12 protein-coding genes are annotated in these 14,969 nt (G+C 68.1%); 9 read left to right on the forward strand and 3 right to left on the reverse strand.

Translation table 11 applies throughout. The annotated features are described in order from the left end of the window. Positions 1-56 precede the first annotated feature (56 nt). Both ING98_03400 and ING98_03405 read left to right on the forward strand, forming a co-directional pair. The gene (locus ING98_03400) at positions 57-380 is read left to right on the forward strand and encodes a c-type cytochrome (protein MCA3100894.1); all 324 of its coding nucleotides are present in this window, start codon (positions 57-59) and stop codon (positions 378-380) included. 20 nt (positions 381-400) lie between these two features. Next, positions 401-1,663 (forward strand): FAD-dependent oxidoreductase, encoded by a 1,263-nt coding sequence (locus ING98_03405; protein MCA3100895.1) that lies wholly within the window; start codon positions 401-403, stop codon positions 1,661-1,663. A 520-nt stretch (positions 1,664-2,183) separates the two neighbouring features. On the opposite strand, the gene clpA is transcribed toward ING98_03405, so the two are convergent. Next, positions 2,184-4,472, reverse strand: a complete 2,289-nt coding sequence (clpA, locus tag ING98_03410; GenBank protein MCA3100896.1) for an ATP-dependent Clp protease ATP-binding subunit ClpA — start codon at positions 4,470-4,472, stop codon at positions 2,184-2,186. Beyond that, positions 4,473-4,781, reverse strand: a complete 309-nt coding sequence (clpS, locus tag ING98_03415) for an ATP-dependent Clp protease adapter ClpS (GenBank protein MCA3100897.1) — start codon at positions 4,779-4,781, stop codon at positions 4,473-4,475. It abuts the gene before it with no gap. 393 nt (positions 4,782-5,174) lie between these two features. On the opposite strand from clpS, the gene ING98_03420 reads away from it, so the two are divergent. The 3 genes from ING98_03420 (at position 5,175) to mnmA (ending at position 7,669) form a co-directional block, all read left to right on the forward strand. Beyond that, a complete protein-coding gene (locus tag ING98_03420; GenBank protein ID MCA3100898.1) occupies positions 5,175-5,381 on the forward strand; it encodes a cold-shock protein in 207 nt (68 codons plus the stop codon). Positions 5,382-6,097: 716 nt separating this feature from the next. Then, positions 6,098-6,553, forward strand: coding sequence for an NUDIX hydrolase (locus ING98_03425; GenBank protein MCA3100899.1), 456 nt, complete (start codon positions 6,098-6,100; stop codon positions 6,551-6,553). 36 nt (positions 6,554-6,589) lie between these two features. Next, positions 6,590-7,669, forward strand: coding sequence for a tRNA 2-thiouridine(34) synthase MnmA (gene mnmA, locus ING98_03430; GenBank protein ID MCA3100900.1), 1,080 nt, complete (start codon positions 6,590-6,592; stop codon positions 7,667-7,669). Between the two features lie 7 nt (positions 7,670-7,676). Here the strand turns inward: mnmA and ING98_03435 are convergent, their stop codons facing one another. After that, a complete protein-coding gene (locus ING98_03435; GenBank protein MCA3100901.1) occupies positions 7,677-8,717 on the reverse strand; it encodes a tripartite tricarboxylate transporter substrate binding protein in 1,041 nt (346 codons plus the stop codon). A 147-nt stretch (positions 8,718-8,864) separates the two neighbouring features. On the opposite strand from ING98_03435, the gene ING98_03440 reads away from it, so the two are divergent. Genes ING98_03440 through ING98_03455 form a run of 4 tightly spaced genes read left to right on the forward strand, consistent with a single transcriptional unit; the run spans position 8,865 to position 14,957 of the window. Next, positions 8,865-9,896 carry a tripartite tricarboxylate transporter substrate binding protein gene (locus tag ING98_03440; protein MCA3100902.1) on the forward strand — a complete coding sequence of 344 codons (1,032 nt, stop codon included), beginning with the start codon at positions 8,865-8,867 and terminating at the stop codon, positions 9,894-9,896. 11 nt (positions 9,897-9,907) lie between these two features. Next, positions 9,908-11,161 carry a M20 family metallo-hydrolase gene (locus ING98_03445; GenBank protein ID MCA3100903.1) on the forward strand — a complete coding sequence of 418 codons (1,254 nt, stop codon included), beginning with the start codon at positions 9,908-9,910 and terminating at the stop codon, positions 11,159-11,161. Further along, complete coding sequence (locus ING98_03450; protein MCA3100904.1) at positions 11,158-13,269, forward strand: hydantoinase/oxoprolinase family protein; 2,112 nt, start codon at positions 11,158-11,160, stop codon at positions 13,267-13,269. Before ING98_03445 ends, ING98_03450 begins: the two co-directional genes overlap by 4 nt. Further along, on the forward strand, positions 13,266-14,957 hold the full coding sequence (locus ING98_03455) for a hydantoinase B/oxoprolinase family protein (GenBank protein ID MCA3100905.1): 1,692 nt from the start codon (positions 13,266-13,268) through the stop codon (positions 14,955-14,957). The genes ING98_03450 and ING98_03455 overlap by 4 nt, the downstream gene beginning before the upstream one ends. Positions 14,958-14,969: the final 12 nt, after the last annotated feature.

Genomic DNA, 14,969 nt, shown 5'->3' on the forward strand with positions numbered 1-14,969 from the left:
CCGCGTCCTTGCACCGCATTGCCCGTCCGGGCTGCAACGAACCAGGAGCCTCGATGATGGCATTTCCCCGGAGTATCGCAGGTGCGCTGCTGCTCGCAGCAGCCGCGGCAGGCAGTGCCGCCGCGCAGACCCCGTCGGAGCGTCAGGTACGCGGATGGGCGGCGAGCTGTGCCGCCTGCCACAACACGGAAGGCCGTTCCGTCGGCGGCTTCCCTGCCCTGGCTGGCCGCAATGCCGACGACACCTACCGCGCGCTGATCGAGTTCCAGTCGGGGCAGCGTCCGGCCGCGACGATCATGCACCAGCACGCCCGCGGCTACACGACAGACGAGCTGCGACGCATTGCCGAGTGGTTCGCGAACGTGAAACCCGCCCGCTAGGCCGACACCGGAGTCCCCGCATGAGCGTCAATCGCAGAACCTTCATCAAGGCCGGTGCCGCCGGTGTCGGCCTCGCACTTAGTGGCTGTGCCGCAATCCCTGATCGCCCCCTGGCACGCGTGGTCGTGATCGGCGGGGGCTATGGCGGCGCCACCGCCGCCAAGTACCTCCGGCTCTGGGAGCCGCGGCTCGACGTTACGCTGGTCGAGCGCAACGAGGCGTTCGTGTCGTGCCCGATCAGCAACCTGGTCCTGGCCGGCACCGAGAAGATCGAGAACCTGACCGTCCGCTACGACGGCTTGCGCAAGTACGGCGTGCGAGTCATCCGCGACGACGCGACTGCGATCGACTACGACAAGCGCGTCGTACGCCTCGCGCGCGGCGATGCGCTGCCCTGGGACCGGCTGATCGTCGCCCCCGGCATCGACTTCCAGTACGAACAGATCCCGGGGCTGGACAACGCAGCGGCACAGTCGCGGGTGCTGCACGCCTGGAAGGCCGGCCCGCAGACAGTCGCCCTGCGTCGCCAGCTCGAAGCGATGCCCGACGGCGGCGTGTTCGCGATCTCGATCCCGCGCTCCCCGTACCGCTGCCCGCCCGGGCCCTACGAGCGTGCGTCGGTGGTCGCAGACTACTTCCGTCAGTACAAGCCGAAGTCGAAGGTGCTGGTGCTCGATGCGAACGCCGACATCGTGTCCAAGCCGGCTCTGTTCCGCGGCGTCTGGGAGGAGCGCTACAAAGGCATCGTCGAGTACCGTCCGAACAGCGAACTGGTCGAGTTCGACGCGAAAGCCAACGTGGCGCGCATGCAGGTCGAAGACGTGAAGGCCAGCCTGTTCAACATCATCCCGCCGCAGCGCGCCGGCAACATCGCCAGCGAGCTGATCACCGTCAATCGGCAGTGGTGCGGGGTCGAGTTCCTCGGCTTCGAATCGCTGAAGATTCCGGGCGTACACGTCATCGGCGATGCGACGGCGCCGGCGCCGGCGATGCCCAAGTCGGGCTTCATGGCGAACAACCATGCGAAGGTCGCTGCCGACGCGGTGATCGCGAAACTGACCGGTCAGCCGGTGAATACGGATCCGATCATCGCGAACACCTGCTACAGCTTCCTCACCACGACCGAGGCGGTGCATGTAGCGTCGGTCCACAAGTACGACCGCGACCAGAAGACGCTAGTGGTCGTGAAGGGGTCGGGCGGCCTGTCGCCCGGGCGCACGGCACTGGAGGGCGCGTACGCGTACGCATGGGCGCGCAACATCTGGGCAGACGCGCTGGGCTGACAGGGTGGTGCGGGGACGCTGGCAGCGGGTGGCTGCCGCGACGAGCCGGGCTGTGGACACAGACAGCGGGTGGCTTCCGCGACGGCCAGCGCGGGGCCGCGGACACCGGGCTGCCGACTCCGTTCATGTCCCCCGGCGCCGGGCGCGGCTGCGCCCGGCGCCTCCTCCTTTGCTTCACTCCGTCGGCAACCCGATGCCCGCGTCCTTGCCAGCGCAGCGCAGTGCCAGGCGGAGTCGGTGCCCTGCGACAGCAGCCGCCTGACATACGCCGGGGTCCACGCCCGGACTCTGGCCCTGGCACCGCCACGATCTCCACACGGCACCTCCGCGGCGCGAGGTGATGGGGCACCCTGCGGAGCGAGGTAAAGGAGGAGACTCCGGGCGGTCTACCGCCCGGAGTCGGGGGACACGAGCGCAGCAGGGTGCCCCGTCGCCTCGAGCCTGCACCAGCCCGACCGGAACGGCACAGACACAGACACGCGCCCGCCGGACATCGACGCGCGCACCGCCAGCCCCACCGTCAGGCCGCAGGTTCGGCGACCTCGGCCTTCGCGTGCTTCGCGTCGGGATGGTCCTCGAACTCGAGGGTAACCTTCTCGTCCGCATCGATGCCGACCGTCACCTTCCCACCGTCCACGAGCCGGCCGAACAGCAGCTCGTCGGCCAGCGCCTTGCGGATGGTGTCCTGGATCAGCCGCGCCATCGGACGCGCACCCATCAGAGGGTCGAAGCCCTTCTTCGCCAGATGCTCCTTCAGCGGCTGGGTGAAACTGATGTCCACCTTCTTCTCGGCGAGCTGGCCTTCGAGCTGCATCAGGAACTTGTCCACCACCTTCATGATGATGTCTTCGGTGAGCGCGCCGAACGAGATGATCGCGTCGAGCCGGTTACGGAACTCGGGCGTGAACAGGCGCTTGATATCGCCCATCTCGTCGCCGCTCTGCTTGCTGTTGGTGAACCCGATCGAGGTCTTGGTGAGCGCCTCGGCGCCGGCATTGGTGGTCATCACCAGCACGACGTTGCGGAAATCGGCCTTGCGCCCGTTGTTGTCGGTCAGCGTCCCGTGGTCCATCACCTGCAGCAGGATGTTGAACACGTCGGTGTGCGCCTTCTCGATCTCGTCGAGCAGCAGCACGGCATACGGCTGCTTGGTGATCGCCTCGGTCAGAAGGCCACCCTGGTCGAAGCCGACATAACCGGGCGGTGCGCCGATCAGGCGCGACACCGAGTGCCGCTCCATGTACTCGGACATGTCGAAGCGGATCAGTTCGACGCCCATCGTGTAGGCGAGCTGGCGCGCGACCTCGGTCTTGCCGACACCGGTCGGCCCGCTGAACAGGAAGCAGCCGATCGGCTTCTGCGGGTTGCCCAGACCGGCACGCGCCATCTTGATGGCGGTTGCCAGCGCATCGATCGCCTTGTCCTGCCCGAACACGGTCGCGCGCAGGTCGCGGTCGAGGTTCTTCAGCGCGGTGCGATCGTCCGACGACACGTTGCGCGGCGGGATGCGCGCGATCTTGGCGACGATGTCCTCGATCTCGTGCTTTCCGATCACCTTGCGCTGGCGGGTCTTGGGCAGCACCCGCTGGGCAGCGCCCGCCTCGTCGATCACGTCGATCGCCTTGTCAGGCAGGTGCCGGTCGTTGATGAAGCGAGCCGACAGCTCTGCCGCCGAACTCAACGCCGCCGCGGTGTACTTCACGCCGTGGTGCGACTCGAACCGGCTCTTCAGCCCGCGCAGGATCTCGACCGTTTCCGACACGCTGGGCTCGACCACGTCGATCTTCTGGAACCGGCGCGACAGCGCATGGTCTTTCTCGAACACGCCGCGGTACTCGGCATAGGTGGTCGCGCCGATGCACTTGAGCTGCCCCTGGGCGAGCGCTGGCTTGAGCAGGTTGGACGCGTCGAGCGTACCGCCGGATGCCGCCCCTGCACCGATCAGGGTGTGGATCTCGTCGATGAACAGCACGGCATCAGGATTGTCGAGCAGTTGCTTCAGCACCGCCTTGAGACGCTGCTCGAAGTCGCCACGGTACTTCGTGCCGGCCAGCAGCGCGCCCATGTCGAGCGAATAGACCTGGGACTTGCGCAGGATGTCGGGAACATCGCCTTCGACGATGCGGCGCGCCAGACCTTCGGCGATCGCGGTCTTGCCGACGCCGGCCTCGCCGACCAGCAGCGGGTTGTTCTTGCGCCGGCGGCAGAGTGTCTGGATCACCCGCTCGACCTCGCGGTCGCGACCGATCAGCGGATCGATCTTGCCCGCGAGCGACAGCTGGTTCAGGTTGACCGTGTAAGCCTCGAGCGCACCGCCGCCCTGCTGTTCCTGTTCGGTCTCGGCCTCGGCATCGGCCTTGGCCGGCTGCGGCGTCTGCGGCACCTTGCTGATGCCGTGGGAGATGAAGTTGACCACGTCGAGCCGGTTCACGCCGCGCTGGTGCAGAAAGTACACGGCATGCGAGTCTTTCTCGCCGAAGATGGCGACCAGCACGTTCGCGCCGGTGACCTCCTTCTTGCCGGAGGACTGCACATGCAGGATCGCGCGCTGGATCACGCGCTGGAAGCCGAGCGTCGGCTGGGTATCGACGTTCTCGCCGTTGACCACCGGGGTGTGCTCGGCCACGAATTCAGCCAGCGTCTTGCGCAGGTCTTCGATATCGACGACGCAGGCCTTGAGCACTTCGGAGGCCGACGGGTTGTCGAGCAGCGCGAGCAGGAGGTGCTCTACCGTGATGAATTCATGGCGTTTCTGCCGCGCCTCCATGAAGGCCATGTGGAGGCTGACTTCCAGTTCCTGAGCGATCATCTAGGTTTCTTCCATCACGCACTTCAGAGGGTGCTGGTGCTTGCGCGCGAACGCCAGCACTTGTTCCACTTTCGACTCGGCGAGATCCCGGGGGTAGACGCCGCAGACGCCCATGCCTTCGCGATGCACCTTCAGCATCACCTGGGTCGCCTGCTCACGGGTCATCGTGAAGATCGACTGCAGCACGGCGACAACGAAATCCATGGGGGTGTAATCGTCATTCAGCAGCAACACCTTGAACATCGGAGGTGGCTTTACACGACTTTTCTTCGCTTCGAGGACGGTTCCGCCCGAACCCTGGACTGCCATCGCCTTCGTCGCCATTGCCGTCGTCGCCACCCTCGCTGCCCTTGCTGCCTTCGTTACCGTTGCGACCACCGGGATCGCTCCGGGTTCCTGTTCATGCTTCCACACTCATGCGCCCTTCCGTGTGCCATTGTGGGCATTATGGTGAAAACTGCAAGGGCCTGCCGGCCTGTTCCCTGCAAATACAGAGTGCCACGGCGTCCGCTTGACGGCACCGACGCAACGAGCGTAAAAAAGCGATTGTCTGGCGGTCGTTGAACGGGGAGACCGGACTAGCCATGTCCACTTCACGGGACTGCGTCTCCGTGTGCCTGCTTCAACTGCAGATGAGGGCGCCAGATGTCAGAGCAAGGGCTTCGCCTTCAATCGACGCAGAACGGATGAGGACGTTACGTCATGGCAACTGGCACGGTTAAGTGGTTCAACGACTCCAAGGGCTACGGGTTCATCACGCCCGACGACGGCACTGAAGACCTGTTCGCGCATTTTTCCGCGATCACCATGAACGGTTTCAAGACGCTGAAAGAGGGCGAGAAGGTCTCGTTCGACGTCACCCAGGGCCAGAAGGGCAAGCAGGCCTCGAACATCCAGCGCGCCGGCTGAGGTCGGCAGCCTGATCCGGCCGACGAGGCCGGGTTCGATGTTCCCGGGCTGAAGCTTCTTTCCGGGCGTCAGGAGCCATGGTTCGGCCTCCTCGCCGGTCTGAGGGCGCGCTCGCTTTCCGCGCAAGCCGTCAGGATTCGTGTCCGACCAGGTCACGCCAGGAGCGAGTCAGCCGCTGGGTGAGCAGGCTGCACAGTTCCCAGATCCTACCGCACACCATTGAAGCGTATAGTCTTTTAGGCCTTCAATGCAGTATGCCCGGCAATCTGCGGGTGGTACAAGGCTCCACACGGAATGCTGACAGTCGGGTACACTCTTGCGCGCCACACGTTGCTGTGGGGCGGGCAGATCCGGACGATGCATCTCGTGTCAACCGATCCGGGAGAGTGCCGTTAATGTGTTTGCCGAAGTACTTCGGCATTTCTGATTTCCAACCTCTAGAGGAAATACCATGAAAAAAATGATCGCTGCTGTCCTGGCCGGCCTGTTCGCTGCTGTTACCGCCTCGTCGATCGTCGTTGCCGCTGAGCCGAAGAAAGACGACGCGAAGAAGACCGAGAAAAAAGCCGAGAAGAAGTAATTCTTCCCGCGAGCTTTCTCGCTTGAAAAGCGGGCCTTCGGGCCCGTTTTTCTTTTGTGCGGTGGGGTCAGGTCTTGAGTTTTGCAGCTGCGATGCAAAACTCAAGACCTGACCCCACCGCGATTACAATCGGCAGATGTCTGAAGAAATCTGGAAACCGAATGTCGTCGTCGCCGCGATCGCCGAGCGTGACGGCCGCTTCCTGCTGATCGAGGAAGAGACCAGCAGCGGGCTGCGCCTGAACCAGCCCGCCGGCCACTGGGATCCGGGCGAGACCCTGTTCGACGCAGTCACGCGCGAGACGCTCGAAGAATCGGCCTACCACTTCCGGCCGACTGCGCTGGTCGGTATCTACAGCCTGCCGATGGGCGGGAGCGGGATCACCTACCTGCGTTTCGCCTTCGCTGGCGAGATCATCGGCCATGAGCCGGACCGCGCGCTGGACACCGGCATCGTGCGCGCGTTGTGGCAGACGCCGGAAGAAATCCGCGAAGGCCGTGAACGCCACCGCAGCCCGCTTCTGCTCGACTGCGTGGAAGACTACCTTGCGGGGCGGCGCTTCCCCCTCGAGATGCTCAGGCACTACGGCTGAGACCACACCGCCAGCCCCGCTGAAAGGCACCGAAGCATGAAAGGCAAGACCGTGGTGGTCGGCATGTCCGGCGGCGTCGACTCGTCGGTGGCCGCGCTGCTGCTCAAGCGGCAGGGCTGGCACGTCGTCGGCGTGTTCATGAAGAACTGGGAAGACGACGACACCGACGAGTACTGCAGTTCGCGCGAAGACCTCGTCGACGCGGTTTCGGTGGCCGACCGGATAGGCATCGAGATCGATCAGGTGAACTTCGCCACCGAATACAAGGACAGGGTCTTCTCGACGTTCCTGGCCGAGTACCAGGCGGGTCGCACGCCTAACCCGGACGTGCTGTGCAATGCCGAGATCAAGTTCCGCGCGTTCCTCGACCACGCGATCGGGCTCGGTGCGGACATGATCGCCACCGGCCACTATGCGCAGGCGCGCGAACGCGACGGACTGTTCCAGTTGCTGAAGGCCGAGGACGGCACCAAGGACCAGAGCTATTTCCTGCACCGGCTGAACCAGTCGCAGCTGTCGCGTACGCTGTTCCCGCTGGGCCAGCTGCCCAAGCGGGAAGTGCGCGAGATCGCGCGGCGCGAAGGGCTGCCGGTCGCCGAAAAGAAGGACAGCACCGGCATCTGCTTCATCGGCGAGCGGCCGTTCCGCGAATTCCTGAACCGCTACCTGCCGAAGACGCCTGGCGAGATGCAGACACTCGACGGCACCGTGGTCGGCGAGCATATCGGCCTGATGTACTACACGATCGGCCAGCGCCAGGGGCTCGGCATCGGCGGTCGCGCCGACGGCAGCGCCGGCGACGCCTGGTACGTCGCGCGCAAGGACCTCGCGCGCAACATCCTGCAGGTCGTGCAGGGGCACGACCATCCGGCCCTGCTCGCCGATCGCCTGGCCGCGATCGACGCGAGCTGGGTGTCCGGTCAGCCGCCGCATGTCGACTGGGTGTACGCGGCGAAGACCCGTTACCGGCAGGCCGATACCGCATGCGTGCTGCCGGTGGTCGCAGGCAGCGGCTTCGAGGTCTCGTTTGCCGAGCCGCAGTGGGCGGTGACGCCCGGGCAGTCGGTGGTGGTCTACGAGTCGAAGGTCTGCCTCGGGGGCGGCATCATCGCCTGACGCCCGGTCACTCGGGCTTGAGCCCGGCGGCCCTGACCACCCTGCCCCAGCGCGCCGCCTCGGCCTTGATGAACTCGACGAACTGCTCTGGCGTGCCGCCGGTGGCCTCCGCGCCCTGGTCGGCGAGACGGGTCCGTACCGCCGGCTCCTGCAGCGCCTTCACCAGCGACTGGTTCAGGCGCGCAACCACCGCAGCCGGCGTCTTCACCGGCACCACGACGCCGTACCAGTTGTCGGCCAGTACCCCGGGCATCCCGGTTTCCGCCGTGGTCGGCACCTCCGGCAGGAGCGGATGACGGCGGCTGCTGGCCAGCACCAGCGGCCGCAACTTTCCGCCCTTGACCTGCGGCAACAGGATCGGCAGATCCGCGAACAGGATCTGCACATGGCCGGCCATCACATCGATCACCGCCGGCGCAGCACCCTTGAAGGGGACGTGGGTGATGTCGATGCCGGCAGCGGCCTTGAACTGCTCGCCAGCCAGGTGCGGCATGCTGCCGGTGCTGGTCGATGCAAACGTGATCTGGCCCGGCCGCTTGCGTGCGAGCGCCACCAGTTCCTTCGCGCTGGCGACCGGCAGCGCCGGATGCGCGACGAGCAGTTCCGGCACCGACACCACATGGGACACCGGCACGAAGTCGACCAGGGTCTCGAACGGCATCTTCAACTGCAGGTGCTGCTGGATGACCAGCGCGCCAGCGCTCGACAGATACAGCGCATGGCCGTCGGCCGGCGAACGCAGCACGAACTCCGCCGCGATCAATCCGTTCGCGCCGGCCCGGTTGTCCACCAGTACGGGCTGGCCCCACTGCTTCGACAGCGGCTCGGCGAGCGTGCGCGCGAAGAAGTCGGCAGGACCGCCCGGCGGAAAGCCGATCACCAGCCGCACCGGGCGCGACGGGAAGTCCTGCGCGCCAGCCAGGCCTGCAGCCATGGCCAGCGCCAGCATCGTTGCAGGCCACACAGCCGCCGCTGCGGCGCGCGACAGCGCGGGCGATCGGGCGCGGCCTGCACATGTGTGCGCCAAGGAAGGGCGATTCAGGGTCATCCGGTCTCCTCTCGGTGCGGGGCGGGGCCGGGCGGTACGGGGCGCCGTGCGCCCTGCCGACTTCCGCTCGATTTGTAGGTATTCTCCGCCCCGACGGTACGCTTATTGCTCGAATCGATCCACCGTCCGTCCCTTCCGGAGCTCCGCGTGCATTCCCTTCCTTCCCGCCCCGTCCGCCCGGGCTTCGTCCCCGGCTCTGCGGCGATCGCCGCCGCGACCGCCCCCTTCCTGCTGCCTGCACTGCTGATGACCGTGCCGGCCGCCCCCGCGTCCGCGCAGGCGTGGCCGACCCGGCCGATCCGGCTGATCGCCCCGTTTCCGCCCGCCGGTGCGGTCGACCTGGTCGGCCGTCCGGTCGCGCTGCGGCTGCAGGAGACGCTCGGCCAGCAGATCGTGTTCGAGAACCGGCCCGGTGCCGGCGGCAACATCGGCGCGGAAGCGGTGGCCAAGGCGCCTGCCGACGGCTACTCGCTGCTGATGGCCGCGGTCACCACGCACTCGATCAGCGCGACGCTGTACCAGAAGCTCAACTACGACCTGCAGAAGGACCTCGCGCCGATTTCGCTCGCCGCGAACTCCCCGCATGTCCTGATCGCCCATCCGTCGCTGCCGGTGAAGACCGTGCAGGACGTGATCGCGCTCGCACGGGCGCGCCCCGGCCAGCTGAGCTGGGCCTCCCAGGGCAACGGTACCCTGTCGCACCTCGAGCAGGAACTGCTGCGCGCGACGGCGAAGATCGACATCGTGCATGTGCCCTACAAGGGCAGTTCACCAGCACTGGCCGACCTGTTCGGCGGCCAGGTCGTGCTGCTGTTCGACAGCGTGCCGGCGGTGCTGCACCACATCCGCGGCGGCAAGCTGCGCGCGCTCGCGGTCGCCACCTCGCGCCGCTCGAACGTGCTGCCCGACGTGCCCACCGTCGCCGAATCGGGACTGAAGGGTTACGCCGCCGAGAACTGGTTCGGCATGATGGCCCCGGCGGGCGTATCGAAGGAGATCATCACCCGGCTCAACGGCGAGATGGTCAAGGCGCTCGCCCTGCCCGACCTGCGCAAACGGCTGATGGACATCGGCTTCGAACCGCGCTCGAGCACGCCGGAGGAGATGCGCGCGATCATCGCCTCCGAGATCGCGCTGTGGGCGAAGGTGATCCGCGACTCCGGCGCGAAGATCGAGTGAGCGTCGCTGTCCTGCGCGAAGATTCGGTCGCCGCGGCCGCCTCGGTCGACGAGCGGCGGCTCTGGGACAGGCTCGCCGCGATGGCGCAGATCGGTGCGATTCCCGGCCAGGGCGTGAACCGCCCTGCGCTGTCACCGGAAGACATCGAGTCGCGCGCGCTGCTGCTGTCGTGGGCACGTACGCTCGGGCTCGGGGTGAGCGTCGATGCCATCGGCAACCTGTTCCTGCGCCGCGCGGGGCTGGACCCCTCCGCCCCGCCGGTGATGACCGGCAGCCACATGGATACCCAGCCCAAGGGTGGCCGCTTCGACGGCATCTACGGCGTGCTCGCCGGGCTGGAAGCCCTCGAGGCGATGGACGCGGCGGGCGTGCGTACCCGGGCGCCGATCGAAGTCGTTGCCTGGACGAACGAGGAAGGCGGCCGCTTCCCGCCCTGCACGATGGGCTCGATGGTGTTCGCGGGCGCACGCACCGTCGAGGACTTCGCCGAGGTGCGCGACAACGCCGGCATACGCCTCGCTGATGCGCTCGCGCAGACGCTCGCCGCCACGCCCGACGCCGCGCGTCGCCCGGTGGCTGGTCCGGTCGCCGCCTATGTCGAGGCACACATCGAGCAGGGGCCGCTGCTCGAGTCGGCCGCGCTGCAGGTCGGCGCGGTCACCGGCATCCAGGGCATGCGCTGGTTCAATGTCGAGGTGTCGGGCGAGAGCGCGCATGCCGGCACCGCGCCGGTATCGCTGCGCCGCGACGCATTACGCGAAGCGGTGGCGATGATCTCGGCGCTGCGCGAACTGACCGCCGACCCGTCCGACGTCACGCGCTTTACCGTCGGCCGCATGCTGGTCACGCCCAATTCGCCGAACTCGGTGCCGAGCCATGTCCTGTTCTCGGTGGACATCCGCCACCCTGACCGCGCGACGATCGCCCGCCTCGGCGATACCGTGGAGCCGACCTGCCGCGCCCACGCCCGCGCCTGCACGGTCACCGTGACGCCGACGCTGCATGACGACCCCACCGTCTTCGATCCCGCGATCGTCGGCCTGGTCGAGGCCGCGTCCGGCGCGCTCGGGCTGCCGTCGATGCGCCTGCCATCGGGCGCGAGCCATGACGCGATGTACCTCAGCCGGCTATGCCCCACCGGGATGATCTTCGTTCCGTGCGAACGCGGCGTCAGCCACAACGAGGCGGAGAACGCGACGCCGTCCGACCTCGCAGCGGGTGCGCGCGTGCTGGTGGCGACGCTGGCCGAACTGGCCAACCGATGAGCGCAGGCGCCGGACAGGCAATCGTCGGCATCGACATCGGCGGCACCTTCACCGACCTGGTATGCGTGCTGCCCGACGGCACGCTGAAGCTCGCCAAGCTGCGCAGCACGCCGTCGAACCCTGCGCGCGCGGTGCTCGATGCGGTGGCGCACCTGCGCGACGCATGGGGCGTCGACCCGGCCTCGATCGGCCGCTTCGTGCATGGCACGACGGTCGCGACCAATGCCGTGATCGAGCGCAAGGGCGCGCGCATCGGCTTCCTTGCCAGCGAAGGCTTCCGCGACCTGCTCGAGATCGGCCGCGGCAACCGGCGCGAGATCTACGACACCGTGCTCAAGCCGCAGGCGCCGGTGTTCCTCGCGCCGCGCCACCTGCGGCGCGACGTGCCGGCCCGGCTCGATGCGCGTGGCCAGGTGGTGCAGACGCTCGACGAGGCCGCACTGCTCGCCGCCGTCGACGAACTGGTGGCACTGGACGTGCGTGCGATCGCGATCGTGTTCCTGTTCTCCTTCCTCGATCCGTCGCAGGAGCGGCGGGCGCGCGAACTGATCCTCCGGAAGCATCCCGGTCTCGCGGTGTCGCTGTCCTCCGAGGTCGATCCGGCCTTCCGCGAGTACGAGCGCGCCTGTGTCACCGCCTTCGATGCCTACGTGAAGCCGGTGCTCGACCAGTACCTGTCGCAGATGGAACAGGGGCTCGAAGCCGCAGGCGTGCCCGCCCGGCTGCAGATCATGCAGTCGCGCGGCGGCGTCAGTTCGGCCGGGGTCGCCCGCGCGCGCCCGGTGCGGCTGTTCCTGTCCGGCCCGGCGGCCGGGGCGATCGGCGGTGCGATGACCGGCCGCGCGGTGGGCCGGCGCGACCTGATCTCGGTGGACATCGGCGGCACCAGCTGCGACATCGCACTGGCGGCCGACGGCGTGCCGCTGTTGCGCTCCGAAGGCTCGATCGAAGGCCACCCGGTGCGGGTCGCGATGGTCGACGTGAACGCGATCGGCGCCGGCGGTGGCAGCCTGGCCTGGCTCGACGGCGCCGGCACGCTGCGCGTGGGCCCGCACTCGGCCGGGGCCGACCCCGGCCCCGCCTGCTATGCCCGGGGCGGCACCGAACCCACGGTGACCGACGCCTCGCTCGCGCTGGGCTGGCTCGACCCGGCCAACTTCGCCGGCGGCACGGTCGCGCTCGATGTCGACTGCGCGCGTGCCGCGATCGACGCGCGCATCGCGCAGCCGCTCGGCCTGGATGTCGAACGCGCGGCGCTGGGCATCCATCGCGTGGTCAACGCGCAGATGGCCGAAGGCATCCGCCTCGCCTCGATCCACCGCGGTATCGACCCGCGCGGATTCAGCCTGGTCGCGCTCGGCGGCGGTGGCGGCCTGCATGCCTGTGCGCTGGCCGAAGAACTCGACATCGCCGAGGTGCTGGTGCCCCGCCATCCCGGCGTGCTGTCGGCGATCGGCCTGCTGGCCGCGCCGGTCGAGCACGAGGCGCTGGTGGCCTGCGCGCGCCCGATCGCCGGGGCCGACCCGGCGGAGATCCTCGCGCGGCTGTCCGCGCTCGATGCCGACTGCGCGGCCGCGATGCGCGAGGAAGGCCATGCGCAGGCCTATGCGCACGACGCGGCCGACGCAGCGGGTCCGCGGATGACGATCCGCCACCTCGCCGACGTGTGCTTCATCGGCCAGTCGAGCTATGTATCGGTGCCACTTGCCTCGGACGATCCGGCGACCATGCTGCCGCGGCTCTACGAAGACTTCCTGCATGCGCATGAACGCATCTACGGCCACAGCTCGCGCGAACCGGCACGCATCGTGAACCTGCGCAGCGTGCACGGGATCGAGGCGGGCTTCGTACAAGAAGCGGGCGGCCTGCCTGTCGGCCGTCCCCACCAGGCAGGCAGCCAACCACGCCGCACGCGCAGCATCCGCCTGCCCGGCACCCAGGCAGCGGTCGAGGCCCGCATCATCGACCGCACCGGCCTGGCGCCCGGCGAACGGTTCACCGGGCCGGCGCTGATCGAGCAGATCGACACCACCACGCTGGTGCCCACCGGCTGGACGGGCGAGGTCGCGTCGAGCGGCGAACTGATCCTCCGGAGGCAGGCGACATGACCCAGGTCACCGATCCCGTCCTGCTGGAGGTGATCCGCTATCGGCTCGAGAGCATCGTCGAGGAGATGCAGTGGAGCCTGATCCGCGGCTCGTTCTCGCCGGTGGTGAAGGAGGCGCTCGACGCCTCGTGCAGCCTGTTCGACGCGCACGGCACGGTGATCGCGCAGTCGCGATCGAACCCCAGCCACCTCGGCTCGCTGGTGTTCTCGGTGCGCAGCATCCTCGCGCAGTACCCGGTGTCGGCGATGGCAGACGGCGACGTCTACATCATGAACGACCCCTACCTCGGCGGCACCCACCTGCCCGACATCGCACTGGTGATGCCGCTGGTGGTCGACGGGCGCGTGGTCGCGATGAGCGCCTCGATGGCGCACCAGGTCGATGTCGGCGGCATCATGGCCGGGTCGGTACCCACGCATGCGACCGAGATCTTCCATGAAGGCCTGCGCCTGCCGGCGCTGCGCCTGGCCCATCGCGGCGTGATCGACGACGGCCTGCTGCGCCTGATCCGGCAGAACGTACGGCTGCCCGACACGCTGCAGGGCGACCTCAACGCCCAGCTCGCCGCCGGCAAGATCGCGCTGCGCCGGCTGGCCGAGACCGGTGCCCGCTACGGCTGGCCGCAGCTCACCGGGCTCTTCGCCGAGCTGCTCGACCGCTCCGAGGCGATGACGCGCCAGGCGCTGGCTGCATTGCCTGCCGGCACGTACCACTATGTCGACTTCCTCGACAACGACGGCATCGACCTCGACCGGCGCATCCGCATCGAAGTCGCGGTGACCCTCGACGGCAAGGGCAATGTCGCGTTCGATTTCGAAGGCACCAGCCCGCAGGTGCGCGGCCCGCTCAACATCGTGCCCTCGGGCGTGCACTCGGCGGCGTTCTACGGGGTGCGCGCGATCACCGACCCGGCGATCCCGACCAATGGCGGCTGCTTCCGTCCGGTCACGGTGAAGCTGCCACCGCGCAGCCTGGTGAACCCGGATGCCCCGGCACCGGTCAATGGCCGCACGCCGGTGATGAAGCGGATCGCCTCCTGCATCGTCGGCGCGCTGGCGCAGGTGCTGCCGGAACGTTTCCCCGCGGCATCGGCCGCATCGGTGCTGGTGCTCGCGTTCGGCGGCGAATGGCCGCGCGAGCCTGGCGGCGCGGACGCCAACGGTGCCGGAGCGCCGCCAGGCCGCCGCTTCGTGGTCACCGACCTGATCAACGGCGGCAGCGGCGCGGCGCTCGGACACGACGGCATCGACGGCATCGCGACCGACATGACCAACGGCATGAGCCTCGCCGCCGAGGTGCTGGAACTCGAAGCACCGATCCGGCTGCTGCGCTGCGCGATCCGTCCCGACTCCGGTGGCATCGGCCGCTTCCGCGGTGGCTGCGGCCTGGAGCGCGAATACCTCGTGCTGCACGGCCCGGTATCCATCTCGCACCGGGGCGAACGCCATTATGCGCAGGCCCCGGGCCTGGCCGGCGGAGGCGATGGCGCACTGGCGACCTCCGAGATCGTGCGCACCGATGGCCGGATCGAAACCGTGCCCTCCAAGGGCATGCTCGTGCTGCAGGCGGGAGACCGGCTGCGCGTGTTCACCCCGGGTGGCGGCGGCTACGGCCCGGCAGACGAGCGCAGCGCCGACGCGATGGCCGAGGACCTGCGCAGCGGCAAGGTCGGCGCGGGTACCCGCTGAGCAGGCCAGACA

It is taken from the genome of Rhodocyclaceae bacterium (assembly GCA_020248265.1).
Taxonomy (GTDB): domain Bacteria; phylum Pseudomonadota; class Gammaproteobacteria; order Burkholderiales; family CAIKXV01; genus CAIKXV01.

What these genes read in the sequence shown, in the direction of transcription:
- ING98_03400 (MCA3100894.1), top strand. Translation starts at nt 57, where the DNA reads ATGGCATTTCCCCGGAGTATCGCAGGTGCGCTGCTGCTCGCAGCAGCC.
- ING98_03405 (MCA3100895.1), top strand. Translation starts at nt 401, where the DNA reads ATGAGCGTCAATCGCAGAACCTTCATCAAGGCCGGTGCCGCCGGTGTC.
- clpA (MCA3100896.1), bottom strand. Translation starts at nt 4,472, where the DNA reads ATGATCGCTCAGGAACTGGAAGTCAGCCTCCACATGGCCTTCATGGAG.
- clpS (MCA3100897.1), bottom strand. Translation starts at nt 4,781, where the DNA reads ATGGCAGTCCAGGGTTCGGGCGGAACCGTCCTCGAAGCGAAGAAAAGT.
- ING98_03420 (MCA3100898.1), top strand. Translation starts at nt 5,175, where the DNA reads ATGGCAACTGGCACGGTTAAGTGGTTCAACGACTCCAAGGGCTACGGG.
- ING98_03425 (MCA3100899.1), top strand. Translation starts at nt 6,098, where the DNA reads ATGTCTGAAGAAATCTGGAAACCGAATGTCGTCGTCGCCGCGATCGCC.
- mnmA (MCA3100900.1), top strand. Translation starts at nt 6,590, where the DNA reads ATGAAAGGCAAGACCGTGGTGGTCGGCATGTCCGGCGGCGTCGACTCG.
- ING98_03435 (MCA3100901.1), bottom strand. Translation starts at nt 8,717, where the DNA reads ATGACCCTGAATCGCCCTTCCTTGGCGCACACATGTGCAGGCCGCGCC.
- ING98_03450 (MCA3100904.1), top strand. Translation starts at nt 11,158, where the DNA reads ATGAGCGCAGGCGCCGGACAGGCAATCGTCGGCATCGACATCGGCGGC.
- ING98_03455 (MCA3100905.1), top strand. Translation starts at nt 13,266, where the DNA reads ATGACCCAGGTCACCGATCCCGTCCTGCTGGAGGTGATCCGCTATCGG.